General features: G+C 64.8%; 20 protein-coding genes and 3 rRNA genes. 18 read left to right on the forward strand and 5 right to left on the reverse strand.

Annotation, left to right across the window (positions count from 1 at the left end; all coding sequences use genetic code 11):
• Window positions 1–7: 7 nt before the first annotated feature.
• From I7X18_RS08745 to I7X18_RS08760, 4 genes are read left to right on the forward strand one after another with little or no spacing between them, the layout of a single operon-like run.
• Window positions 8–937, forward strand: a complete 930-nt coding sequence (locus I7X18_RS08745; RefSeq protein ID WP_193048306.1) for a F0F1 ATP synthase subunit gamma — start codon at window positions 8–10, stop codon at window positions 935–937.
• Window positions 938–980: 43 nt separating this feature from the next.
• A complete protein-coding gene (atpD, locus tag I7X18_RS08750) occupies window positions 981–2,525 on the forward strand; it encodes a F0F1 ATP synthase subunit beta (protein WP_193048307.1) in 1,545 nt (514 codons plus the stop codon).
• A 2-nt stretch (window positions 2,526–2,527) separates the two neighbouring features.
• Window positions 2,528–2,893, forward strand: coding sequence for a F0F1 ATP synthase subunit epsilon (locus I7X18_RS08755; protein WP_134060864.1), 366 nt, complete (start codon window positions 2,528–2,530; stop codon window positions 2,891–2,893).
• 9 nt (window positions 2,894–2,902) lie between these two features.
• The gene (locus I7X18_RS08760; RefSeq protein ID WP_193048308.1) at window positions 2,903–3,349 is read left to right on the forward strand and encodes a DUF2550 domain-containing protein; all 447 of its coding nucleotides are present in this window, start codon (window positions 2,903–2,905) and stop codon (window positions 3,347–3,349) included.
• A 71-nt stretch (window positions 3,350–3,420) separates the two neighbouring features.
• Here the strand turns inward: I7X18_RS08760 and I7X18_RS08765 are convergent, their stop codons facing one another.
• Window positions 3,421–3,987 (reverse strand): cob(I)yrinic acid a,c-diamide adenosyltransferase, encoded by a 567-nt coding sequence (locus I7X18_RS08765; protein WP_193048309.1) that lies wholly within the window; start codon window positions 3,985–3,987, stop codon window positions 3,421–3,423.
• A gap of 83 nt (window positions 3,988–4,070) precedes the next feature.
• Between I7X18_RS08765 and murA the strand changes: the two genes are divergently transcribed.
• The 4 genes from murA to rrf all read left to right on the forward strand — a co-directional run bounded on the left by murA (window position 4,071) and on the right by rrf (window position 11,027).
• Complete coding sequence (gene murA, locus I7X18_RS08770; RefSeq protein WP_193048310.1) at window positions 4,071–5,324, forward strand: UDP-N-acetylglucosamine 1-carboxyvinyltransferase; 1,254 nt, start codon at window positions 4,071–4,073, stop codon at window positions 5,322–5,324.
• A 351-nt stretch (window positions 5,325–5,675) separates the two neighbouring features.
• A 16S ribosomal RNA gene (locus I7X18_RS08775) occupies window positions 5,676–7,194 on the forward strand.
• A gap of 465 nt (window positions 7,195–7,659) precedes the next feature.
• A 23S ribosomal RNA gene (locus tag I7X18_RS08780) occupies window positions 7,660–10,781 on the forward strand.
• Between the two features lie 131 nt (window positions 10,782–10,912).
• Window positions 10,913–11,027 (forward strand): 5S ribosomal RNA (gene rrf / locus I7X18_RS08785).
• The 16S, 23S and 5S rRNA genes sit together here, the layout of an rRNA operon.
• 75 nt (window positions 11,028–11,102) lie before the next feature.
• On the opposite strand, the gene I7X18_RS08790 is transcribed toward rrf, so the two are convergent.
• Together I7X18_RS08790 and I7X18_RS08795 are read right to left on the reverse strand one after the other, a co-directional pair.
• A complete protein-coding gene (locus tag I7X18_RS08790; RefSeq protein WP_232375439.1) occupies window positions 11,103–11,603 on the reverse strand; it encodes a methylated-DNA--[protein]-cysteine S-methyltransferase in 501 nt (166 codons plus the stop codon).
• A complete protein-coding gene (locus I7X18_RS08795) occupies window positions 11,600–13,090 on the reverse strand; it encodes a DNA-3-methyladenine glycosylase 2 family protein (RefSeq protein WP_193046898.1) in 1,491 nt (496 codons plus the stop codon). The genes I7X18_RS08790 and I7X18_RS08795 overlap by 4 nt, the downstream gene beginning before the upstream one ends.
• Window positions 13,091–13,231: 141 nt before the next feature.
• Between I7X18_RS08795 and I7X18_RS08800 the strand changes: the two genes are divergently transcribed.
• The 4 genes from I7X18_RS08800 to I7X18_RS08815 are packed head-to-tail and all read left to right on the forward strand — an operon-like array spanning window position 13,232 to window position 17,103.
• Window positions 13,232–14,368 carry a cellulase family glycosylhydrolase gene (locus I7X18_RS08800; protein WP_198730539.1) on the forward strand — a complete coding sequence of 379 codons (1,137 nt, stop codon included), beginning with the start codon at window positions 13,232–13,234 and terminating at the stop codon, window positions 14,366–14,368.
• 41 nt (window positions 14,369–14,409) lie between these two features.
• Window positions 14,410–14,751, forward strand: a complete 342-nt coding sequence (locus I7X18_RS08805; RefSeq protein WP_193046900.1) for an ArsR/SmtB family transcription factor — start codon at window positions 14,410–14,412, stop codon at window positions 14,749–14,751.
• A gap of 2 nt (window positions 14,752–14,753) precedes the next feature.
• Window positions 14,754–15,239, forward strand: coding sequence for an SRPBCC family protein (locus I7X18_RS08810; RefSeq protein ID WP_193046901.1), 486 nt, complete (start codon window positions 14,754–14,756; stop codon window positions 15,237–15,239).
• Window positions 15,240–15,270: 31 nt separating this feature from the next.
• Window positions 15,271–17,103 carry a fatty acyl-AMP ligase gene (locus I7X18_RS08815; protein ID WP_193046902.1) on the forward strand — a complete coding sequence of 611 codons (1,833 nt, stop codon included), beginning with the start codon at window positions 15,271–15,273 and terminating at the stop codon, window positions 17,101–17,103.
• Between the two features lie 3 nt (window positions 17,104–17,106).
• Here the strand turns inward: I7X18_RS08815 and I7X18_RS08820 are convergent, their stop codons facing one another.
• Window positions 17,107–18,723: an adenylate/guanylate cyclase domain-containing protein gene (locus I7X18_RS08820; protein WP_193046903.1), complete on the reverse strand. Its 1,617-nt coding sequence runs from the start codon at window positions 18,721–18,723 to the stop codon at window positions 17,107–17,109.
• A gap of 50 nt (window positions 18,724–18,773) precedes the next feature.
• On the opposite strand from I7X18_RS08820, the gene nucS reads away from it, so the two are divergent.
• Window positions 18,774–19,445: an endonuclease NucS gene (gene nucS, locus I7X18_RS08825; RefSeq protein WP_193047269.1), complete on the forward strand. Its 672-nt coding sequence runs from the start codon at window positions 18,774–18,776 to the stop codon at window positions 19,443–19,445.
• Between the two features lie 15 nt (window positions 19,446–19,460).
• The gene (locus I7X18_RS29545; protein ID WP_226863872.1) at window positions 19,461–19,757 is read left to right on the forward strand and encodes an Rv1322 family protein; all 297 of its coding nucleotides are present in this window, start codon (window positions 19,461–19,463) and stop codon (window positions 19,755–19,757) included.
• On the opposite strand, the gene mce is transcribed toward I7X18_RS29545, so the two are convergent.
• On the reverse strand, window positions 19,754–20,227 hold the full coding sequence (gene mce / locus I7X18_RS08830; RefSeq protein ID WP_193046904.1) for a methylmalonyl-CoA epimerase: 474 nt from the start codon (window positions 20,225–20,227) through the stop codon (window positions 19,754–19,756). The two genes, I7X18_RS29545 and mce, sit on opposite strands and share 4 nt — an antisense overlap.
• 93 nt (window positions 20,228–20,320) lie before the next feature.
• Here mce and I7X18_RS08835 point away from each other — a divergent pair, with 93 nt between their 5' ends.
• The 4 genes from I7X18_RS08835 to I7X18_RS08850 all read left to right on the forward strand — a co-directional run bounded on the left by I7X18_RS08835 (window position 20,321) and on the right by I7X18_RS08850 (window position 24,934).
• The gene (locus I7X18_RS08835) at window positions 20,321–21,502 is read left to right on the forward strand and encodes an acetyl-CoA C-acetyltransferase (RefSeq protein WP_193046905.1); all 1,182 of its coding nucleotides are present in this window, start codon (window positions 20,321–20,323) and stop codon (window positions 21,500–21,502) included.
• Window positions 21,503–21,551: 49 nt separating this feature from the next.
• Window positions 21,552–21,935 (forward strand): DUF3817 domain-containing protein, encoded by a 384-nt coding sequence (locus I7X18_RS08840; protein ID WP_193046906.1) that lies wholly within the window; start codon window positions 21,552–21,554, stop codon window positions 21,933–21,935.
• A 13-nt stretch (window positions 21,936–21,948) separates the two neighbouring features.
• Entirely contained in the window at window positions 21,949–22,845 is an 897-nt protein-coding gene (locus tag I7X18_RS08845) for a tetratricopeptide repeat protein (RefSeq protein WP_193046907.1), read from the forward strand.
• 325 nt (window positions 22,846–23,170) lie between these two features.
• Window positions 23,171–24,934 (forward strand): Ig-like domain-containing protein, encoded by a 1,764-nt coding sequence (locus I7X18_RS08850; RefSeq protein WP_193046908.1) that lies wholly within the window; start codon window positions 23,171–23,173, stop codon window positions 24,932–24,934.
• Window positions 24,935–25,011: the final 77 nt, after the last annotated feature.

Consider the following 25,011-nt stretch of genomic DNA (forward strand, 5'->3'; position numbering starts at 1 on the left):
ATAACCCATGGCTGCCACACTGCGCGAACTGCGCGGACGCATCCGCTCCGCCGGGTCGATCAAGAAGATCACCAAGGCCCAGGAGATGATCGCGACGTCGCGCATCGCCAAGGCGCAGGCCCGAGTCGATGCGGCTCGGCCCTACGACCGCGAGATCACCAACATGCTGACCGAACTCGCCAGCGCCAGCGCCTTGGACCATCCGCTGCTCGTCCAGCGCGAGAATCCGCGGAGGGCCGGGGTGCTGGTCGTGTCCTCCGACCGTGGGTTGGCCGGTGCGTACAACGCCAACGTGTTCCGCCGGTCCGAAGAACTGTTCTCGCTCCTGCGCGAAGAGGGCAAGGAACCGGTCCTGTACACGGTCGGCCGAAAGGCACTGTCCTACTACAGCTTCCGCAATTGGGACGTGACCGAATCGTGGACCGGCTTCTCCGAGCGGCCCGAGTACGAGCACGCACAGGAAATCGGCAAGACCCTGGTCGAGGCGTTCATGGCCGGCGCCGACGACGAGGGCGATGACGCAGGCGCGGACGGTGTCCTCGGACTCGACGAACTGCACATCGTCTTCACCGAGTTCCGGTCGATGCTGTCGCAGTCCGCGATCGCCCGTCGGATCGCGCCCATGGTGGTGGAGTACAGCGAGGAAGACGAGAAGGAACCGCACACGCTGTTCTCGTTCGAACCGGGTGCCGAGACGCTGTTCGACGCCCTGCTGCCGCGGTACGTGGCGACGCGCATCTTCGCCGCGATGCTCGAGGCGGCGGCGTCGGAGTCGGCCTCCCGCCGACGCGCGATGAAGTCGGCGTCGGACAACGCCGACGACCTGATCAAGGATCTGACGCTGATGGCCAACCGTGAACGGCAGTCCCAGATCACCCAAGAAATCAGCGAAATCGTCGGTGGCGCGAACGCGCTCGCGGACGCCGCCACGAAGTAACCGGCCTGAAGCCCAGCGATAGAGCCAGGAAGCGAAAAAGAGAATGACTGCTGCCACCGAACAAAAAGAGAAGACCAGCACCGACAACGTCGGTCGCGTCGTGCGGGTCACCGGCCCCGTCGTCGACGTCGAGTTCCCGCGCGGGTCCGTGCCGGAACTGTTCAACGCCCTGCACGCGGAGATTTCCTACAAGGACCTCGCCAAGACATTGACGCTCGAGGTCGCCCAGCACCTGGGTGACAGCCTGGTGCGCTGCGTCTCGATGCAGCCGACCGACGGCCTGGTCCGTGGCGTCGACGTCACGGACACCGGTGCCTCGATCTCGGTGCCCGTCGGCGAGGGCGTCAAGGGCCACGTGTTCAACGCCCTCGGTGCCTGCCTCGATGAGCCGGGCTACGGCGAGGACTTCGAGAAGTGGTCCATCCACCGCAAGCCGCCGCCCTTCGACGAGCTCGAGCCCCGCACGGAGATGCTCGAGACCGGCCTGAAGGTCGTCGACCTGCTCACCCCGTACGTCCGCGGCGGCAAGATCGCCCTGTTCGGTGGCGCCGGCGTGGGCAAGACCGTGCTCATCCAGGAGATGATCAACCGCATCGCCCGCAACTTCGGTGGCACCTCGGTGTTCGCCGGCGTGGGAGAGCGCACCCGCGAGGGCAACGATCTGTGGGTCGAGCTCGCCGACGCGAACGTGCTCAAGGACACCGCCCTGGTGTTCGGCCAGATGGACGAGCCGCCCGGCACGCGTATGCGCGTCGCCCTGTCGGCCCTGACGATGGCGGAGTACTTCCGCGACGAAAAGCAGCAGGACGTGCTGCTGTTCATCGACAACATCTTCCGGTTCACCCAGGCGGGTTCGGAGGTCTCCACGCTGCTCGGCCGTATGCCGTCGGCCGTGGGGTACCAGCCGACGCTGGCCGACGAGATGGGTGAGCTCCAGGAGCGCATCACCTCGACCCGTGGTCGCTCCATCACCTCGATGCAGGCCGTGTACGTGCCCGCCGACGACTACACCGACCCGGCCCCGGCCACGACGTTCGCGCACCTCGACGCCACCACGGAGCTCAGCCGAAACGTGTTCTCCAAGGGCATCTTCCCCGCGGTGGACCCCCTGGCCTCGAGCTCGACGATCCTCGACCCGTCGGTCGTCGGCGAGGAGCACTACCGCGTGGCCCAGGAAGTCATCCGCATCCTGCAGCGCTACAAGGACCTCCAGGACATCATCGCGATCCTCGGCATCGACGAGCTCGCGGAGGAGGACAAGCAGCTGGTGCAACGCGCGCGCCGCATCGAGCGCTTCTTGAGTCAGAACATGATGGCGGCCGAGCAGTTCACCGGCCAGCCGGGTTCGACGGTTCCGCTCAAGGAGACCATCGAGGCGTTCGACAAGCTGAGCAAGGGCGATTTCGACCACCTGCCCGAGCAGGCGTTCTTCCTGATCGGCGGCCTGGAGGATCTGCAGCGCAAGGCCGAGAGCCTGGGCGCGAAGATGGACGACGGCGGCAGCGACGGTGCGCCGGCTCCCAGCGACAGCAAGAAGAGCGACTCTGAGGGCGACAGCAAGGGCGACGACGCCGACAAGGGCGAATGACGATGGCCGACCTGGACGTTGACATCGTCGCCGTCGAGCGGGAGATCTGGTCGGGGAAGGCGACGTTCGTCTTCACCCGGACCACCTCCGGCGAGATCGGCATCCTCCCGCGGCACATCCCGCTGGTGGCTCAGCTCGTCGACGACGCCATGGTGCGGGTGGAGCGTGAGGGCGAAGAGGATCTGCGGGTGGCGGTCGGCGGCGGCTTCATGTCGGTGACCGAATCCGGTGTGATCATCCTCGCCGAGTCCGCTGAGCTGGAGTCGGAGATCAACGCCGACGAGGCGCGCAGGGACTCCGAGTCCGACGATCCGGCGACGGCCGCCCGGGGCCGCGCGCGGCTTCGCGCGCTGGGCCAGATCGACTAACGGCACCGGATGAGCGCGTCCATGTGGAGCATGGTCGCGCTCGTCGGTGTGCTTCTGCTGGTCGTCGCCACACTGGGTTACCGCCTGTGGAAATTGCGGCAGGTCGGCGGTACCGCGGCGATCCTGCGTGATGTCCCCGCGGTCGGCGGCCACGGCTGGCGGCACGGGGTCGTGCGGTATCGCGGTGGCGAAGCCGGTTTCTACCGCTTGTCCAGCCTGCGCTGGTGGCCCGATCGCCGGTTGAGCCGGCGCGGTCTGGAGATCGTGTCGCGGCGCAGTCCGCGTGGTGACGAATTCGACATCATGACCGACGAGATCGTCGTGCTCGAATTGCGCGACACCAGCCCCGAGCGCCGGCGCGGTTACGAAATCGCCCTGGACCGGGGCGCGTTGACCGCGTTCCAGTCTTGGCTCGAGTCCCGTCCGTCGCCGCGCGCCCGTCGCCGCAGCGTCTAGTCCGCCCGCTCCCGCGTCCGATGGTCTTCGCGCAAGCGCTCATCCGCGTCCGATGGTCTTCGCGCAAGCGCTCATCCGCCGGGTTTCCACAGCACGTCGCCGTCGGGATTGGCGACCCGCGACAGGATGAACAGCAGGTCCGACAGCCGGTTGAGGTACTTGGCCGGAAGCACGCTGATGGTGTCGCCGTGGGCGGCCATCGCCTCCCACGCCGACCGCTCCGCCCGTCGGGCAACCGTGCGCGCGACGTGCAGTAGCGCCGACAGCGATGTCCCGCCCGGCAGCACGAACGAATTCAGCGCGGGCAACGGCTCGTTGAACTCGTCGCACCAGGCTTCGAGTCGGTCGATGTAAGCCTGCGCGATCCGTAGCGGGGGATAAGCGGGATTTTCGACGACCGGCGTGGACAGGTCCGCGCCCGCGTCGAACAGGTCGTTCTGGATTTTGCGCAGCACCGTGAGGATGCGTTCCGGAGGACTGCCGAGCGCGATCGCGACGCCGATTGCGGCGTTGGTCTCGTCACAGTCGGCGTAGGCGACCAGGCGCGGGTCGTTCTTGCTGACCCGGCTGAAGTCGCTGAGCCCTGTCGTCCCGTCGTCACCGGTTCGGGTGTAGATGCGGGTCAGGTGCACGGCCATGGGTCAAACCGTACTAGGCGCCGGAGCTGCGCAGAGCTCCCGGAAACTGACACTGCCCGGAGCCGCTGTTTACACTGACCGGCGTGAGCGAGCGATTCGTGGTGACCGGCGGAAACCGGTTATCCGGCGAAGTCGCGGTGGGTGGAGCGAAGAACAGCGTCCTGAAATTGATGGCAGCCTCCCTGCTGGCCGAGGGCACGAGCACGATCACCAATTGCCCTGACATCCTCGACGTTCCCCTGATGGCGGAGGTGCTCCGCGGCCTCGGTGCGACGGTGGAGCTCGACGGCGACACCGTCCGCATCACCTCGCCCGATGAACTGAAGTACGACGCCGACTTCGCCGCGGTGCGCCAGTTCCGGGCCTCGGTGTGTGTGCTCGGTCCGCTGGTCGGACGGTGCAAGCGGGCCCGGGTGGCGTTACCCGGTGGCGACGCGATCGGATCCCGACCGCTGGACATGCACCAAGCGGGGCTGCGTCTGTTGGGTGCGCGATGCAACATCGAGCACGGATGCGTCGTGGCCGAGGCCGACGAACTCCACGGCGCGGAGATCCAGCTGGAGTTCCCCTCAGTCGGAGCGACGGAGAACATCCTGATGGCGGCGGTGCTCGCCAAGGGTGTGACGACCATCCACAACGCCGCCAGGGAACCCGACGTCGTCGACCTCTGCGCGATGCTCAACCAGATGGGGGCGCAGATCTCGGGTGCCGGATCGTCGACCATGACGATCACCGGTGTCGACCGGCTGTATCCCACCGAGCACCGGGTGATCGGGGACCGGATCGTCGCCGCGACGTGGGGAATCGCCGCAGCGATGACCCGCGGGGACATCTCGGTGACCGGTGTCGACCCGCAGCACCTCCAGTTGGTCTTGCACAAGTTGCACGACGCTGGTGCGACGGTCACCCAACACGACAACGGCTTCCGGGTGGTCCAGTACGAACGACCCAAGGCGGTAAACGTCGCGACGCTCCCGTTCCCCGGATTCCCGACGGACCTGCAACCGATGGCGATCGGGCTCGCGGCCATCGCCGACGGCACATCGATGATCACCGAGAACGTCTTCGAGGCCCGATTCCGGTTCGTCGAGGAGATGATCCGGCTCGGCGCCGACGCGCGCACCGACGGCCACCATGCCGTGGTGCGCGGTATCCCGCAGTTGTCGAGTGCGCCGGTGTGGTCGTCGGACATCCGCGCCGGCGCCGGCCTGGTGCTCGCCGGACTGGTCGCCGACGGCGAGACGGAGGTGCACGACGTGTTCCACATCGACCGCGGCTACCCACTTTTCGTGGAGAACCTCAAGAGCCTCGGCGCAGAGATCGAACGCGTCGTGTAGGTCCGGTCGGTGCCGCCGAAGGAGCCGAAAATCGTTGAAACACCGGTTGTTAGGCCTCTGGCCAGGCGATTTTGGACTAGACGGAACCTGTGCGTAAGCTAGGGACATACCGAAGGCCCCCGGCCGAAAGGCCCGGCGGACCAGGTTGACTACCCCGGTAAGATGCAGTACAGTACTGGGGTTGCTTGCAGCGCAGGCGTGTTGTTTGAGAACTCAATAGTGTGTTTGGTGGTTTTTGTTTGTTGTTTTTGTTTTGCCGCACTTCTTTTTTCCCGTTTAGGGGTGTGGTTGTTTTTTGACCAGTTTTGTTTCTGGTTGTGATCGGATTTTCCTGATTGCCTTTTTAGGTTTTGTTTGGAGAGTTTGATTCTGGCTCAGGACGAACGCTGGCGGCGTGCTTAACACATGCAAGTCGAACGGAAAGGCCCTTCGGGGTACTCGAGTGGCGAACGGGTGAGTAACACGTGGGTGATCTGCCCTGCACTTTGGGATAAGCCTGGGAAACTGGGTCTAATACCGAATACACCTCTCTGGCTGCATGGTTGGGGGGGGAAAGCTTTTGCGGTGTGGGATGGGCCCGCGGCCTATCAGCTTGTTGGTGAGGTTACGGCTCACCAAGGCGACGACGGGTAGCCGGCCTGAGAGGGTGTCCGGCCACACTGGGACTGAGATACGGCCCAGACTCCTACGGGAGGCAGCAGTGGGGAATATTGCACAATGGGCGCAAGCCTGATGCAGCGACGCCGCGTGGGGGATGACGGCCTTCGGGTTGTAAACCTCTTTCAGTAGGGACGAAGCGCAAGTGACGGTACCTACAGAAGAAGCACCGGCCAACTACGTGCCAGCAGCCGCGGTAATACGTAGGGTGCGAGCGTTGTCCGGAATTACTGGGCGTAAAGAGCTCGTAGGTGGTTTGTCGCGTTGTTCGTGAAAACCTAAGGCTTAACCTTGGGCGTGCGGGCGATACGGGCAGACTAGAGTACTGCAGGGGAGACTGGAATTCCTGGTGTAGCGGTGGAATGCGCAGATATCAGGAGGAACACCGGTGGCGAAGGCGGGTCTCTGGGCAGTAACTGACGCTGAGGAGCGAAAGCGTGGGAGCGAACAGGATTAGATACCCTGGTAGTCCACGCCGTAAACGGTGGGTACTAGGTGTGGGTTTCCTTCCTTGGGATCCGTGCCGTAGCTAACGCATTAAGTACCCCCCTGGGGAGTACGGCCGCAAGGCTAAAACTCAAAGAAATTGACGGGGGCCCGCACAAGCGGCGGAGCATGTGGATTAATTCGATGCAACGCGAAGAACCTTACCTGGGTTTGACATGCACAGGACGTGCCTAGAGATAGGTATTCCCTTGTGGCCTGTGTGCAGGTGGTGCATGGCTGTCGTCAGCTCGTGTCGTGAGATGTTGGGTTAAGTCCCGCAACGAGCGCAACCCCTATCTTATGTTGCCAGCGCGTTATGGCGGGGACTCGTAAGAGACTGCCGGGGTCAACTCGGAGGAAGGTGGGGATGACGTCAAGTCATCATGCCCCTTATGTCCAGGGCTTCACACATGCTACAATGGCCGGTACAAAGGGCTGCGAATCCGTGAGGTGGAGCGAATCCCTTGAAAGCCGGTCTCAGTTCGGATCGGGGTCTGCAACTCGACCCCGTGAAGTCGGAGTCGCTAGTAATCGCAGATCAGCAACGCTGCGGTGAATACGTTCCCGGGCCTTGTACACACCGCCCGTCACGTCATGAAAGTCGGTAACACCCGAAGCCGGTGGCCTAACCCCTTGTGGGAGGGAGCCGTCGAAGGTGGGATCGGCGATTGGGACGAAGTCGTAACAAGGTAGCCGTACCGGAAGGTGCGGCTGGATCACCTCCTTTCTAAGGAGCACCACGAGACTGCGGCCCGCCCACATTGTGTGGGGGTTCGGTGTTCGCAGCGATTCGTGAGATGGGCTCTCGCCTGTAGTGGGTGGGGTTCGGGTGCACAACAAACATGTTCGGTCCGACGGGAAATCGGTCGGCGATGAGATTGCCAGACACACTGTTGGGTCCTGAGGCAACAGGCCCGCGGGTCTCTCCCGGAATGGGGAGGGGTGCCGGCTCTCGGAGTTTTCTTCGGGGGTTCTGGTTGCTGCCCTGCTTTGGTGGTGGGGTGTGGTGTTTGATTTGTGGATAGTGGTTGCGAGCATCTGAATGACGGCTTGCGCGGACGTGTCTCGCCTTCCTTTTGTGGGGGGTGGGGGTGTTGGTGTGGGTTGTTGTTTGGTTGTAATGCAAATTTTTCTGATACTTGCGTGCCCTCTTTGTGGGGTGTGTGAGTTGAACTCATTTTTTGGTTTTGTGTTGTAAGTGTTTAAGGGCGCATGGTGGATGCCTTGGCACTGGGAGCCGATGAAGGACGTGGGAGGCTGCGTTATGCCTCGGGGAGCTGCCAACCGAGCGTTGATCCGAGGATGTCCGAATGGGGAAACCCGGCACGAGTGATGTCGTGTCACCCGGCACTGAATACATAGGTGTCGGGGGGGAACGCGGGGAAGTGAAACATCTCAGTACCCGTAGGAAGAGAAAACAAAAGTGATTCCGTGAGTAGTGGCGAGCGAAAGCGGAGGATGGCTAAACCATGGACATGTGATACCCGGCAGGGGTTGTGTGTGTGGTGTTGTGGGGTTCGTCGTTTCCAGGTCTGCCGGTCTGGACTGCAGTGAGAAAAGCTCGTGTTAATCGAACTGGTTTGGGATGGCCGACCGTAGAGGGTGAGAGTCCCGTAGGTGAAAACATGTGCTCTGTAGTGGCGTGTCCCCGAGTAGCAGCGGGCCCGTGGAATCTGCTGTGAATCTGCCGGGACCACCCGGTAAGCCTGAATACTTCCCAGTGACCGATAGCGGATTAGTACCGTGAGGGAATGGTGAAAAGTACCCCGGGAGGGAGTGAAATAGTACCTGAAACCGTGTGCCTACAATCCGTCAGAGCCTTCGTTTTTGACGTGGGGTGATGGCGTGCCTTTTGAAGAATGAGCCTGCGAGTCAGGGACATGTCGCGAGGTTAACCCGTGTGGGGTAGCCGTAGCGAAAGCGAGTCTGAATAGGGCGTATCCACACAAGAGTGTGTGGTGTAGTGGTGTGTTCTGGACCCGAAGCGGAGTGATCTACCCATGGCCAGGGTGAAGCGACGGTAAGACGTCGTGGAGGCCCGAACCCACTTAGGTTGAAGACTGAGGGGATGAGCTGTGGGTAGGGGTGAAAGGCCAATCAAACTCCGTGATAGCTGGTTCTCCCCGAAATGCATTTAGGTGCAGCGTTGCGTGTTTCTTGCCGGAGGTAGAGCTACTGGATGGCCGATGGGCCTCACAAGGTTACTGACGTCAGCCAAACTCCGAATGCCGGTAAGTGTAAGCGTGGCAGTGAGACGGCGGGGGATAAGCTCCGTGCGTCGAGAGGGAAACAGCCCAGATCGCCGGCTAAGGCCCCTAAGCGTGTGCTAAGTGGAAAAGGATGTGCAGTCGCGAAGACAACCAGGAGGTTGGCTTAGAAGCAGCCACCCTTGAAAGAGTGCGTAATAGCTCACTGGTCAAGTGATTGTGCGCCGATAATGTAGCGGGGCTCAAGCACACCGCCGAAGCCGCGGCAATCAGATGTATGTCTGGTTGGGTAGGGGAGCGTCCTGCATCCGGTGAAGCAGCCTAGTGATGGAGCTGTGGAGGGTGTGGGAGTGAGAATGCAGGCATGAGTAGCGATAAGGCAAGTGAGAACCTTGCCCGCCGAAAGACCAAGGGTTCCTGGGCCAGGCCAGTCCGCCCAGGGTGAGTCGGGACCTAAGGCGAGGCCGACAGGCGTAGTCGATGGACAACGGGTTGATATTCCCGTACCCGTGTGTGAGCGTCCCTGATGAATCAGCGGTACTAACCGCCCAAACCATGGATCACCGATCCCTTCGGGTGAGGGGTTCATGCGCTGCGCGGGACCTTCGTTGGTAGTAGTCAAGCGATGGGGTGACGCAGGAAGGTAGCCGTACCAGTCAGTGGTTGTACTGGGGTAAGCCTGTAGGGAGAAACCTAGGCAAATCCGGGTTTCACATATCCTGAGAGGTGATGCATAGCCGATTGAGGCGAATTCGGTGATCCTATGCTGCCAAGAAAAGCCTCTAGCGAGTGCACACACGGCCCGTACCCCAAACCGACACAGGTGGTCAGGTAGAGAATACCAAGGCGTACGAGTGAACTATGGTTAAGGAACTCGGCAAAATGCCCCCGTAACTTCGGGAGAAGGGGGACCCACATGATGTGTAAGCCTTTACGGCCCAAGCATGAGTGGGTGGCACAAACCAGTGAGAAGCGACTGTTTACTAAAAACACAGGTCCGTGCGAAGTCGCAAGACGATGTATACGGACTGACGCCTGCCCGGTGCTGGAAGGTTAAGAGGACCGGTTAACCCTTCGGGGTGAAGCTGAGAATTTAAGCCCCAGTAAACGGCGGTGGTAACTATAACCATCCTAAGGTAGCGAAATTCCTTGTCGGGTAAGTTCCGACCTGCACGAATGGCGTAACGACTTCTCAACTGTCTCAACCATAGACTCGGCGAAATTGCATTACGAGTAAAGATGCTCGTTACGCGCGGCAGGACGAAAAGACCCCGGGACCTTCACTACAACTTGGTATTGGAGTTCGGTTCGGTTTGTGTAGGATAGGTGGGAGACTGTGAAGCGGCCACGCCAGTGGTTGTGGAGTCGTTGTTGAAATACCACTCTGATCGTATTGGGCTTCTAACTTCGAACCGTATATCCGGTTCAGGGACAGTGCCTGGCGGGTAGTTTAACTGGGGCGGTTGCCTCCTAAAATGTAACGGAGGCGCCCAAAGGTTCCCTCAACCTGGACGGCAATCAGGTGTTGAGTGTAAGTGCACAAGGGAGCTTGACTGCGAGACGTACATGTCGAGCAGGGACGAAAGTCGGGACTAGTGATCCGGCACCTCTGAGTGGAAGGGGTGTCGCTCAACGGATAAAAGGTACCCCGGGGATAACAGGCTGATCTTCCCCAAGAGTCCATATCGACGGGATGGTTTGGCACCTCGATGTCGGCTCGTCGCATCCTGGGGCTGGAGCAGGTCCCAAGGGTTGGGCTGTTCGCCCATTAAAGCGGCACGCGAGCTGGGTTTAGAACGTCGTGAGACAGTTCGGTCTCTATCCGCCGCGCGCGTCAGAAGCTTGAGGAAATCTGTCCCTAGTACGAGAGGACCGGGACGGACGAACCTCTGGTACACCAGTTGTCCCACCAGGGGCACCGCTGGATAGCCACGTTCGGACAGGATAACCGCTGAAAGCATCTAAGCGGGAAACCCCCTCCAAGACCAGGCTTCTCACCCATTAAGTGGGATAAGGCCCCCCGCAGACCACGGGATCGATAGACCAGACCTAGAAGCACAGCAATGTGTGAAGGGAACTGGCACTAACCGGCCGAAAACTTACACACACAAAAAATGTGTGCAAAACATGCCTCGCAACCACACCAACCAAGAATCAACCACTGATTCACACCCCACCACCAAAAAACACTTCCCCCAACCCAGTTGGGGGCACTCAGAAACGAGTGAATAATAAAGTTACGGCGGTCCATAGCGGCAGGGAAACGCCCGGTCCCATCCCGAACCCGGAAGCTAAGCCTGCCAGCGCCGATGATACTACCCAACCCGGGTGGAAAAGTAGGACACCGCCGAACACCCTTTCAAGCCCTCGGCCCTCCGACCACAATCGGAGGGCCGAGGCATTTCCCATTTCAGGGCCTTTTAGGGCGTCAGTCGAACAATGTGGGAATTGCTGGGTGGAATTGTCTTTCCATTCCGAGCAGCATTCGTTTTCTCTCGATGCCGCCGCCGTATCCGGTGAGGCTTCCATTGGATCCGATCACGCGATGACATGGCACGATGATCCCAATGGGATTGTGTCCGTTGGCCAATCCGACGGCCCTAGACGCCCCCGGTGCATCGACCTGGCGGGCAATGTCGCCGTAGGATTTCGTCTCGCCATAGGGAATGGTCAGCAGCGCCTCCCATACGCGCCGTTGGAATGCGGTCCCGACCAATTCGAGGTCGAGGTCGAACGCCGTGCGTTCGCCGGAGAAATAGGCGGCGAGTTGGTCGACGGCTTCAGGGAACGCCGTCGTGTCAGGCTCCCAGCCGTGTCGACTCGGTTCGTAAGTCTGATCGACCATCCGGAGGTGCATGAGCCGGTCGTCTCGGCCGGCGAGGGTCAACAACCCCACTGGACTCTCGACTGTGCGGAATCGGATCGTCACTGCCGGACCTCCTTCGGTGGCCAGTCGTTGACGGGATGGTCGAGCGCCGTCCACAGATGCTGCGTCGCGTAAGCCCGCCATGGTCGCCATCGCCCGCTGTGTGCGGTCAGGGCTCGCGGATCGTCCGGCAGACCCAGGTGGCGGGCGGCGGTCAGTACGCCCAGATCCGTGACGGGGAAAGCGTCGGGATCGCCGAGGCCGCGCATCGCGATCACCTCCGCGGTCCAGGGCCCGATACCCGGCAGTGCGCTGAGCCGCTCCCGTGCCTCGAGCCAATCAGATCCAGGATCGAGCCGCACGTCACCGGATGCCATCGACGCCACAAGCGCCATCGCCGTGCGTTGCCGGCTGGCTGGGACCGCGAGATGTTCGGGGTCGATGTCGGCGAGTTCCTCGACGGTGGGGAACACGTGCGTCAGGCCACCGTGTGGGTCGGTGATGGGCCGGCCGTAGTGAACCGCGAGCCGTGCGGCGTGGGTCCGGGCGGCCTTCAGCGACACCTGTTGGCCGAGGACGACGCGCACGGCGAGTTCGGCCTCGTCGACGGTGCGCGGAATGCGTTGTCCGGGTGCCTTGGTCACCAGCGGGGCGAGTTCCGGGTCGGCGCTGAGCACGTCGACGACGGCCTCTGGGTCGGCGTCGAGGTCCAGCAGCCGCCGGCATCGGGCGATCGCGCTGGAGAGGTCCCGCAGATCGTCGAGGTGGAGCAGGCAGGCGACGTGGTCGTCGTGCGGCGTGAGGCTCACGATGCCGTGGCCGCGCGAGAGCCGGAGTGTCCGGCGGAAGGCGCCGTCGCGGAATTCCTCGACACCCGGAACCGCGCTGGCCGCCAGGTGGCCGAACACGCCATCATGCGCGAACGGCTGGCGCAGCGGAAGGCGCAGCGCCAGCGTGCCGGCGCCCGCTTCGGCCGCGCCGAATCGGCGTCGGGCCCGCTCGCGCAGCGCCGTTGGTGCTAGATCGAAGGTGGCGCGCACCGTCTCGTTGAACTGCCGGATGCTCGCAAACCCCGCCGCGAATGCGACGTCGGAGAACGGCAGGTCGGTGGTCTCGATGAGCACCCGCGCGGTCTGTGCGCGCTGCGCGCGGGCCAGTGCCAGCGGGTTGGCGCCGACCTCGGCCTGCAGGATGCGTTGCACCTGTCGGGTCGTGTACCCCAGGCGCTCGGCCAGGCCGGTGACACCGTCGCGGTCCACCGTGCCGTCGGCGATGAGACGCATCGCTCGCGCGGCGACATCGCCGCGCACGTTCCATTCGGGGGAGCCCGGCGAGGCGTCGGGCCGGCACCGTTTGCAGGCGCGGAAGCCGGCCGACTGCGCGGCCGCGGCCGTGGGGTAGAAGCGCACGTTGCGCGCGAACGGTGGCCGCACGGGGCAGCTGGGGCGGCAATAGATCCCGGTGGTGAGCACGGCGGTGACGAACCAACCGTCGAACCGGGCGTCCTTGGACTGCACGGCCCGGTAGCAGCGGTCGAAATCGTCGTACATGCCTAGAGACTTACACGGCGACACCGACATCACCGGCGGAAATCGGACATGGTCGTGCATTGGGTAACGATTCGAAACCTGTTGCATTGCGGGTTGACCCGCCGTCCGGTTCGGCCTGGCAACCGCAACTATGGTCACGTCGTGCACCGGCGAGACATCCTCAAGATTCCGCTGTACTTCGCAGCAGCCGCGGCACTGACCAAGTCGCCCCTCGTCTCTGCGCAGACAGCTCGGTGGTCTGCTGACCGCGCCAACGCCTGGTATTCGCAACAGGGCTGGCTGCTCGGCGCCAACTACGTCACGTCGAACGCCGTGAACCAGCTCGAGATGTTTCAGGCGGAGACATTTGATCCGCGTCGCATCGACGGTGAGCTCAGCGTGGCCAAGCGAATCGGGATGAACACGATGCGAGTGTTTCTCCACGATCAATTGTGGGCCGCCGACCGGGCGGGTTTCAGCCGCCGGCTTTCGCAGTTCGTCGCCATCGCGGCGAGCCACAACATCAAGCCGCTGTTCGTCCTCTTCGACTCCTGCTGGGACCCCTTGCCTCGAGCCGGCCGTCAGCGAGCACCTATACCGGGCGTACACAACTCCGGATGGGTGCAGAGCCCGGGAGCCCATCGTCTGCAGGATCCGGCCTACACCCGCGTGCTGCAGAGCTACGTCACTGGGGTGGTGGGCCTCTTCCGCAACGATCCGCGCGTCCTCGGGTGGGACGTGTGGAACGAGCCGGACAATCCCGCGAAGGACTACCGCAAGGTCGAACACGAGGACAAGCAGAAACTGGTCGCCGCGTTCCTGCCGCACGTGTTCCAGTGGGTGCGCGCCGTCGGTCCCATTCAGCCGTTGACCAGTGGCGTGTGGCAGGGGCACTGGCGGAATCCCGGGAGCCGCAGCACGGTGTGCAGCCTGCAGCTCGAACACTCCGACGTCATCAGCTTTCACAGCTACGGTGATCCCGACGAGTTCGAGGCCCGCATCGACGAACTCACGCCGCTGGGTCGGCCGATCCTCTGCACCGAGTACCTGGCGCGCAACCTCGGCAGCACCGTGCAGGGCATCCTGCCGGTCGCCAAGAGGCGCAACGTCGCGGCCTACAACTGGGGCTTCGTCGCCGGGCGGACACAGACGTACCTGCCGTGGGATTCGTGGAAGCAGCCTCACGAAACGCTTCCCGAGACGTGGTTCAGCGATCTGATCCACCCCGACGGGCGGGCCCACGACGACGATGAGATCAGCTTCATCCGACAGCTCGCAGGAACACCTCGCGGAACCTGAACACTTGACAACCTACAACCAGTTGGTTGTAAGTTGAGGTGGTGACCGTGATCGACGAGGACCGGGCGGACGCCCTGTTCCACGCACTCGCCGACTCCACCCGGCGCGACATCATGCGCCGGGTGCTCGCCGGGGAGCACTCGGTCTCCGCCCTCGCGCTCAAATACGAGGTGAGCTTCGCCGCGGTGCAGAAGCATGTCGCCGTACTCGAGAAAGCCGGGTTACTCACCAAGCGGCGCCGCGGTCGTGAGCAGTTGGCCAGCGGTGACGTGGCGGCGGTGCGGTCGGTGGCGGCCATGCTCACTGAGCTGGAACAGATCTGGCGTGGCCGCATCGCCCGCATCGACGAACTTCTCGCAACCGATCCGCCCAAGGAGGACTGACCATGCCCGTGACCGACGTCCAACAGGACCTCGACAATCTGACCCTGACCATCACCGCCGACTTCGCCGCGCCGGTCGAGCGGATCTGGCAGATCTACGCCGACCCTCGTCAGTTGGAGAAGATCTGGGGGCCGCCGACCTATCCGGCCACCGTGGTCGATCACGACCTCACGGTCGGCGGGCGCGTCACCTACTTCATGACCGGCCCGGACGGTGACAAGCACGCCGGCTACTGGCGCATCACTGCCGTCGACGAGCCGAGGAGTCTCTCGTTCGACGACGGTTTCGCCGACGAGGACTTCGTCCCGAATTCGAAGTTGCCGGTATTCAAGAACGTCTACACCTTCACCGAGCACAACGGCGGCACCCGTGCGGTCTACGTGAGCACCTTCGAGTCAGCCGAGGCCCTGCAGCAGGTGCTGGACATGGGCGTGGTCGAAGGTACGACGTCGGCGATCAACCAGATCGACGACCTGCTCGCCTCCTAGCCGCATCGGGTGCATCCCTAGACTCGTCGGCATGAGTGGCGGTCCGGGACAGGTGGTTCAGGAAGGTCTGCTGAAGATCGAGGACTGCCTGGACGCCGAGGGCAACATCGTGCTGCCGCCGGGTGTCACGCTCATCTCGTTGATCGACCGGAACATCGCCAGTGTCGGTGACGCGGTGGCGTATCGCTACCTCGACCACACCGGCACGGACGATGTGCGCACCGTCGAACTCACCTGGACCGAACTCGGTGTGCGGCTACGGGCGATCGGTGCGCGGTTGCAGCAGCTCACCTGCCGCGGGGACCGCGTGGCGATCCTCGCACCCCAGGGCCTCGACTACGTCACCGGCTTCTTCGCGGCGATCAAGGCGGGCACGATCGCGGTGCCGCTGTTCGCTCCCGAACTGCAGGGCCACGCCGAACGCCTCCACACCGCACTCGGCGACGCCCGCCCCGCCGTCGTGCTCACGACCACCACCGCGGCCGGCGCCGTCGAGAGCTTCCTCGACGACCTGACGGATATGCCGAGGCCGGAGGTCGTTCTCGTCGACGAGATCCCGGATTCCGCCGGAGAGACGTTCGAGGACAAGCCGATCGACGTCGACGACGTCTCGCATCTGCAGTACACCTCCGGTGCCACCCGGCCCCCGGTCGGCGTGGAGATCACCCACCGTGCGGTCGGCACCAATCTGTTGCAGATGATCCTGTCGATCGACCTGCTGGACCGAAACACCCACGGCGTCAGCTGGTTACCGCTCTTCCACGATATGGGCCTTTCGATGATCGGCTTCCCGGCCGTCTACGGCGGGCACTCCACGCTGATGTCGCCGACGGCGTTCCTGCGCCGCCCGCAGCGGTGGATCCGCGCGCTGGCCGACGGATCCCGCCACGGGCGCGTCGTCACCGCCGCCCCCAACTTCGCCTACGAGTGGGCCGCGCAGCGCGGACTGCCCGAGCCGGGGGAGGACATCGACCTGAGCAACGTGGTCCTGATCATCGGCTCCGAACCGGTGAGCATCGAGGCCATCGACACCTTCGACGCGGCGTTCGCTCCGCACGGTCTGCCGGCGACGGCGTTCAAACCGTCCTACGGCATCGCCGAGGCGACGCTGTTCGTGTCGACCATCGCCCCCGCCGCGCGGGCATCGGTCGTCCACCTCGACCGCGAACAGCTGACGTCCGGGCGGGCGGTGCGTGTTCCCGCCGACGCGGAAAGCGCTGTGGCACAGGTGTCCTGCGGTCAGGTCGCACGCAGTCAGTGGGCAGTGATCGTCGACCCCGACACCGGTGACGAACTGCCCGACGGGCACGTCGGGGAGATCTGGCTGCACGGCGAGAACATCGGCCGCGGTTACTGGGGACGGCCCGACGACACGCGCGCGACCTTCTGTGCCGAACTGAGATCCCGGCTCGGCGCCGCAGGCCATGCCGACGGGGTGGCAGTCGATGCGCGCTGGCTGAAAACGTGTGACTTGGGGACCTACCTCGACGGCGAGCTGTACGTCACCGGACGCCTTGCGGATCTGGTGGTGATCGACGGCCGTCAGCACTACCCGCAGGACATCGAGGCGACGACGGCGAAGGCCTCACCGCTGGTCCGCGCCGGCCACGCCACCGCGTTCACCGTGCCCGCCGACGACGGCGAGCACCTGGTGATCATCGCCGAGCGGGCGTCGGGGTCCCGCCGCACCGACCCGGCCCCCGCGATCGACGCGATCCGCGCCGCGGTCCGGCAGCGCCACGGGCTGGAGGTCGCCGAGATGCGCTTCGTCCCCGCCGGCGCGATCCCGCGGACCACGAGCGGCAAGCTGGCCCGCGGGGCATGCCGCGGCGAGTATCTGGACGGAACGCTGCGCGGCGTCTGAGTGTCAGGCCGGCAGGGCCAACCGGGTGGGCTCGTCGTGGCCGCGCAGGGTCACCGAGTCGCCCACCCTCCAGTGGGGCCGCTCGGCGTCGGTGGCGTTGTCGACGGTGTCAGACGACGCGACCAGCCGGTCCGGCGTGGTCTTCGCCAGCTCACAGAGCCTGGCGGCTGCGTGGACGGGCTCGCCGATGACCGTGTACTCGAAGCGTTCCTTGGCGCCGACGTTGCCCGCGACCACCGTGCCGGCGGCGACACCGATGCCTGCCTGGCATTCGGGTACCTCATCGGCCAGTCTCGTGGCGATGGCCCGCGCCGCGGACAGCGCCTCGTCCTCGGCGTTCTCGAGAGCGACCGGAGCGCCGAATACCGCCAGCACGGCGTCACCTTCGAACTTGTTCACCAGGCCGTGATGGCGATCCACCTCGTCGACGATCACCGCGAAGAAGCGATTGAGCAGTTCGACGATCTCCGCGGCCGGCCGACTTGTGACCATCCGCGTCGATCCGATGATGTCGACGAAAACCACTGCGGCATGGCGTTCCTCGCCGCCCAGCTCGATCTGCTCCTTCTCGGCCGCCAGGGCGACCTCCCGGCCGACATGGCGGCCGAACAGGTCGCGCACCCTTTCGCGTTCGCGCAGGCCCTCGACCATCTTGTTGAAACCTCGTTGCAGCTCGCCGAGCTCGGTGCCGTCGAAAACGACCAGCTGACAGTCGAAGTCGCCCCGTTCGACGTTCTTGAGCGCGGCGCGCACCACTCGCACCGGCGTCGCGATGAGCCAGGACAACAGCCACATGAGGATCAGCCCGAACAGCAGCGCCACCAGCGCGATGATCGCCACGGCGACACCGAACTGAGTGGTGCTCAGATTCTGCATCGAGAGCGAGAACACGGCGAGCAGAAGGATGCCGAGCACGGGCACACCGGAGCTGAGCAGCCACACGGTCATGGTGCGGCCCATGACCCCGTGCGCGAACCGGCGTGGGGGGCGGCCGGCTTCGAGCGCCTGGGCGGCAAACGGGCGCAGCGAGAATTCGGTGATGAGGTAGCAGGCAGTGGCCACCACGATGCCGGGGAAACCCACGGCGAACAGGAACCGCGGGATGAACGCCGAATTCTGCAGGCCGTACAGCACCGTCAGAAGCGCGGTACCGACGCCCCAGAAGAGAAGCAGCATCTTCGCGACCCGCCACGGCGCTCGGAACACGTTGCGCTGGTCGGTCCGGGTGGGAGGGCGCTCTTCGATGGCCCACCGCAACGAGCGGACCGTATGTGAGGTGATCCACGCCGTGCCGAATGCCAGCGCAACCACCATGTACGCGGGGACCACGCCCCAGGTCAACCACGCCGGCGCGTCGGAGAAGACGCTCGGCACAGGGATGGCAACGGCGTTGAGCAGCAGAGAGACTCCGATGCCCAGGATGTTGGTGAACAGGATGAAGAACGTGAGGATGACCTGGATGCGAATGCGTCGGCGATACTGGCTTTCTTCGGGCTTTCCCAACAGCCAGGAGCCGTAATCGGGCGTGTCCGGCAGCCGCCCGCTCTGCCTGGTCACCTTCTCCAGGAGCAGGCCCAGACGCTGTGGAACGCTTTTCCTGGCGGTTGTCGTCGCGTTCATTGTGCCGCCAGCCTAATTTGCGCGCGTGCACAGACCCTAATGTTGTGCGGGTGCGTCTCGTCATCGCCCAGTGCACGGTCGATTACATCGGTCGACTGACCGCCCATCTGCCCTCTGCCCGCCGACTGCTGTTGTTCAAGGCCGACGGTTCGGTCTCGGTGCACGCTGACGACCGGGCCTACAAACCACTGAACTGGATGAGCCCGCCGTGCCGCCTCATCGAGGAGGCGGGCGACGCCCACCCGGTGTGGGTCGTGGAGAACAAGGCCGGCGAACAGCTCCGGATCACCGTCGAGGAGATCGAGCACGACTCCAGCCACGAACTCGGGGTGGACCCCGGGCTGGTCAAGGACGGCGTCGAGGCGCACCTGCAGAAGCTGCTGGCCGAGCACGTCGAGTTGCTCGGCGCCGGCTACACGCTGGTGCGCCGCGAGTACATGACCGCGATCGGACCGGTGGACCTGCTGTGCCGCGACGAAGCCGGACGCTCGGTGGCCGTGGAGATCAAACGGCGCGGGGAGATCGACGGGGTCGAACAACTCACCCGCTATCTGGAGCTGCTCAACCGCGACTCCCTGCTGGCGCCGGTCGCCGGTGTGTTCGCCGCCCAGCAGATCAAACCGCAGGCGCGCACGTTGGCGACCGACCGTGGGATTCGTTGCCTGATACTCGATTACGACCGGATGCGCGGTATGGACAGCGACGAGTTCCGGCTGTTCTGACCCTAGACTGCCTTCATGCCCAGGCGTCGGCCCCCGCCGAGGCGGCCGCGTCCGCTGCCTCCCGTGTTCGACGACAGGCGTGTCGAGACGGGTCCCGACGGATTGTCCTACGAGGTCCGGCCGGTGGCGGGCTCCCGGGCGACGAAGACCTACCGGTGCCCGGGGTGCGACCACGAAATCCGGCCGGGCACAGCACATGTCGTGGTCTGGCCAGCGGAAGCGGGGGAGGCGTCGGTCGACGACCGCCGGCACTGGCACACGCCGTGCTGGGCGCACCGGGCGACGCGGGGCCCGACGCGCAGATGGTCCTAGTGCTGCTCGGCCGCGGGCTCGACGAGCTCGATCAACACGCCGCCGCCATCCTTGGGATGGATGAAGTTGATGCGCGAGTCCGAGGTACCGCGGCGGGGCTCGTCGTAGATCAGCCGGACGCCCTGCTCGCGCAGCCGCTCACAGAGCGCGTCGAGGTCGCTGACGCGGTAGGCGAACTGCTGCAGGCCGGGACCGCGCTTGTCGAGGAACTTGGCGATCGTGGAGGAGTCGTCGATCGGTGACATCAACTGGATCTGGGTGCTGCCCAAGGGGGCGCCCCGCACCGACAGCATGGCTTCGCGGATACCCTGCTCCTCGTTGACCTCTTCGTGCAGCACGATCATGCCGAGGTGGTCGTGGTACCACCTGATCGCTTCGTCCAGATCCGGCACCGCGATACCGACGTGATCGATCGCGGTCACCAGGGCGGTGGCCAGCACTGGACGGGCGTCAGTTTGCTCGGCAGTCATATCGCAAAGGTAACCTAACGGCATCGGTTCCGAACACTTCTCGCCCGCTGTATAGCCCCGTCGGAGCCGCCCGAAACTCGCTTGGAGGTAGTCATGACGACGTCTGTGATCGTTGCTGGAGCCCGTACGCCGGTCGGCAAGCTGATGGGTTCGCTGAAGGACTTCTCGGGCAGCGATCTCGGCGCCATCGCCATCAAGGCCGCGCTGGAGAAGGCGGGCGTGGCCGCATCAGCGGTCGAGTACGTGATCATGGGCCAGGTGCTCACCGCAGGCGCCGGGCAGATGCCTGCCCGCCAGTCCGCGGTGGGCGCGGGCATCCCGTGGGACGTGCCCGCGCTGACCATCAACAAGATGTGCCTCTCCGGTATCGACGCGATCGCGCTGGCCGACCAATTGATCCGCGCCGGTGAGTTCGACGTGGTGGTGGCCGGCGGCCAGGAGTCGATGAGCCAGGCGCCGCACCTGCTGATGAACAGCCGCTCGGGATACAAGTACGGCGACGTCACCGCGGTCGACCACCTGGCCTACGACGGCCTGCACGACGTCTTCACCGATCAGCCGATGGGTGCGCTCACCGAACAGCGCAACGACGTCGACCAGTTCACCCGCACGCAGCAGGACGAGTACGCGGCGCAGTCCCATCAGCGGGCCGCCGCGGCGTGGAAGGACGGGGTGTTCGCCGACGAGGTGGTGCCGGTGTCGATCCCGCAGCGCAAGGGCGATCCGCTCGAGTTCGGCGAGGACGAGGGGATCCGGGCCAACACCACGGCCGATTCGCTGGGCGGGCTGAAGCCGGCGTTCCGCAAGGACGGCACCATCACCGCCGGTTCGGCGTCGCAGATCTCCGACGGTGCCGCCGCGGTGGTCGTGATGAACAAGGCCAAGGCCGAGGAGCTGGGACTGGACTGGCTGTGCGAGATCGGGGCGCACGGTGTGGTCGCCGGGCCCGATTCGACCCTGCAGTCCCAGCCGTCGAACGCCGTCAAGAAGGCGATCGCCAAGGAGGGCATCGGCGTCGACCAGCTCGACGTCATCGAGTTGAACGAGGCCTTCGCCGCCGTCGCTCTGGCCTCCACCCAGGAGCTCGGTGTGGATCCGGACAAGGTCAATGTCAACGGCGGCGCCATCGCGATCGGGCACCCGATCGGCATGTCGGGCGCCCGCATCACGCTGCACGCGGCGCTCGAGCTGGCGCGCAAGGGTTCGGGCTACGCCGTGGCGGCGCTGTGCGGAGCGGGCGGTCAGGGCGACGCGCTGATCCTGCGGCGCCCCTGAGCCCCACCTCTACGACGCCTTGTAGTAATCGCAGCGCCGTTAGGGCACAATGGCGGCCATGTCTGGCGCTTTCGATCTGCGAACCCCCGTCGGCTGGCTCCGGCTCGTCGGCCTCCTCGAGGCGGTCAGCTGGGTCGGGCTGTTGCTGGGGATGTACTTCAAGTACCTCGGCAGCCCGCGCACCGAGGTGGGTGTGAAGGTCTTCGGTCCGGTCCACGGCGGCGTGTTCGTCGCGTTCCTCGTGGCGGCCGTCGTCGCGGGCCTCGCCCTCAGGTGGGGGATCGGCACATGGTTGCTGGCGCTGCTGGCCAGCATCGTGCCGCTGGGTACTGTGATCTTCCTCATATGGGCCGAGCGCTCCGACCGGATGAGTGGCGTCGTCACCGTCTCGGCCACGGGTCGGCCGGGCCGCCCCGCAACCGAAACGACGTGACAGACTTGTCCGTGTGACACGTCCACGACCTCCCATCGGGCCGGCATTGGCCGGTGCGGTTGATCTGTCCGCGCTCAAGCAACGCCCCGCCCCCGATGCGGCCGCATCCGGCGCGGGCGGTCCCGGCGGGGTGGAGATCACCGAGGCCAATCTCGAAGCCGAGGTGCTCGTCCGCTCCAGCCAGATGCCCGTCGTGGTGCTGCTGTGGTCCCCCCGCAGCGACTCCAGCGTGGCGCTCGGCCAGACGCTTGCCGAGTTGGCGAATACCGACGCCGGCACGTGGTCGCTCGCGACGGTCAACGTCGACACCACCCCGCGGGTGGCGCAGATGTTCGGCGTGCAGGCGGTGCCGACGGTCGTCGCCCTCGCAGGCGGACAGCCGGTCTCGAGTTTCCAGGGCCCCCAGCCGGCCGATCAGCTGCGGCGCTGGATCGACTCACTGCTCGACGCGACCGTGGGCAAGCTCGCCGGCTCCGGCGATCCCGATCAGCCCGAACAGGTGGACCCCGAGGTCGCGCAGGCGCGCGCCTACCTCGACGAAGGTGACTTCGACGCCGCGTTGAACGCCTATCAGGCGATCCTCGACGCCCAGCCCGACCACACCGAGGCCAAGGGTGCGGTGCGGCAGATCGTGTTCCTGCAGCGTGCGACGACGCAGCGACCGGACGCCGTGGACCTGGCCGACGCCGCACCGGACGACGTCGACGCCGCCTTCGCCGCGGCGGACGTCGAAATCCTGCAGCAGCACGTCGAACCCGCCTTCGATCGGCTCATCGCGCTGGTCAAGCGGACCGCCGGCGACGACCGCACGCGGGTGCGCACCCGGCTCATCGAACTGTTCGACCTCTTCGACCCGGCCGACCCCGAGGTGATCGCGGGCCGTCGCAAGCTCGCCAACGCCCTGTACTGACGCCGAGACTGCGGGGAGATCGCCGTCCGAGCGTTATCGGCGATTCCCCCGCAGTCTCGCAGCGCGTTTACGACAGCGGCGGGTCGGTCTTCCGCACCGCCACCACCGGGGCCGCGCGATGCGGTTGCCGCCAGCGTGGATATCGCTGGACAGTTGGTGACGGAGAACGTGCGTTCGAGCGGTGAGGCCGACATGCTCGCAAGCGGCAGGCGATCAACGGGTAGACGGCGAATTCGGCATGCGGTTGCGAAATCAACGAATTTGCCGCAAGGTCACTCGCCAGCGGTGTAGCTTCCCGCAGGTAAATAACGAGGGGGTCAAAATCATGGGGGTTCGTCGGGGTGGGCGCCGTTCGGAGGGCTTCGCGGTCCGGCGCTGGTTGCAGCTGGGGGCGGCGTCGGCCGGCGTCGGTGCGGGGTTGCTGTGCTTCTCGCTGCTGGGTCCGCAGGTGGGTACAGCCGCCGCAGACACCGCGGGGGAGTCCTCGACGACGTCGAGCGCGTCCGGGTCGGATGGCGACACCCCATCTGCGTCGACGGATGCGGCCGACGGCACCGAACAGGACGCGAAGGACACCGACCAAGACGCTGACGACCAGGACGCTGACGACCAGGACGCTGACGACCAGGACGCTGACGACCAAGACGCTGACGACGAGGGCATCGACACAGACATCGATGGCGAAGACACCGAGGGCGAGGTGGCGGCCGACGAGCAGGTCGACGACTCCGACAATCCCGGACCCGACGACGCTTCCGCAGCTGACGACGCCGCATCGGCCGTGTCCAATTCCTCGGAAGCCGTTGCGCCGGAGGCGAAGTCACAACCACAGGCACGGTCGGTGGCGCCTAGGGCGTCGGTGGGCAGCTGGAGTGAGGTCACCGGGCGGGCGATCGACAACTGGACTTCCTCGTCTCAGGGCTGGATCAACTCCCTGCCGGTCGACAACCAGGCCAAGTACCACGTCGAGGGGGCTCTCTGGACGGCCCGACGCACCTTCCTGAACCAGGCTCCGAGTGTTGCGCCGGTCCAAATCAGCGGCAAGGTCGACGGACCGGTCGTCGGCAACGTCGGTGCGATCGACCCGGACGGCGACCGGCTGATCTACGTCGTCACCAGGGGACCGCGATCAGGATCGGTGCACCTCAACGCCGACGGCACCTACACCTACACGCCGGGAGCGGACTTCAACGGGGTCGACACCTTCCGCGTCCTCGCCGTCGACGTCGGACCGCACATCAATCTCGTCGACCCTTTCCGCGCGGTCGGCGCTCACGCCACGAACCTGGTCAACCAGCGCGCCATCAGGTTCGAGTTCTCATTCGTCAGGGGACAGGAGCACTGGACCCCCGAACGCGTACAGGCGTTGCAAACCTCGGCGGACGATCTGGTCGAGTACTTCCTCGTGACTTCCCCGGTCGTCCTCGCCTACGACGTCACAGGTATGGAGGACGAGAAATCCTCTGTCTTGGCATCGGCCTACAGCGATTTGATCAGCGAGGAGCCCGGCTTCTGGCCGACGGTTGTCCAGCACAAAATGCTCACCGGCGCTGACGCGAACGGTGCGGCCGCCGACGGCGAGATCGAGTGGAATTTCGGGAGCGCATGGGCGCTGGGTGACACCGTTGGCCCCGGTGAATTCGACTTCATCTCAACGGCCATGCACGAGGTGGTGCACTCGTTCGGATTCAGCTCGAGAATCCGCCAGCCCGGTCACAACGTCGGCGACAACTGGTCGGTTTTCGCCGGCTTCGTCGTGACGCGCGATCGTGCCAGGCCGTTCGACAGTGACTTCAGATGGAACACCGACTTCGATCCGGCTCTCACAGGCGGCGACGGCGGCTTGTTCTTCGGCGGAGTCAACGCTGTCTCTGCGTACGGCGGATTCGTGCCGCTCTTCACGCCGGACCCGTGGGAGTCTGGCAGCTCGATGGGGCACCTCGATGACCGCACCTTCACGGGCACGGGTCAGAAGTTGATGAATGCCGTGGCGGAACCGGGGCTCGGTATCAGGGTGCTGAGCCCTTTCGAGATCGGCATCCTGCGTGATCTCGGATACCGGGTGAGCGCGCCACTCGTTCGGCTCTGACCGGACTGGCGAGTCCTGGTACCGGTGAGGACAAGCAGCGACCGTCGGACCTGATCAGGTACTGACGCCGAGACTGC

The sequence above is a fragment of the Mycolicibacterium baixiangningiae genome, assembly GCF_016313185.1.
GTDB lineage: Bacteria > Actinomycetota > Actinomycetes > Mycobacteriales > Mycobacteriaceae > Mycobacterium > Mycobacterium baixiangningiae.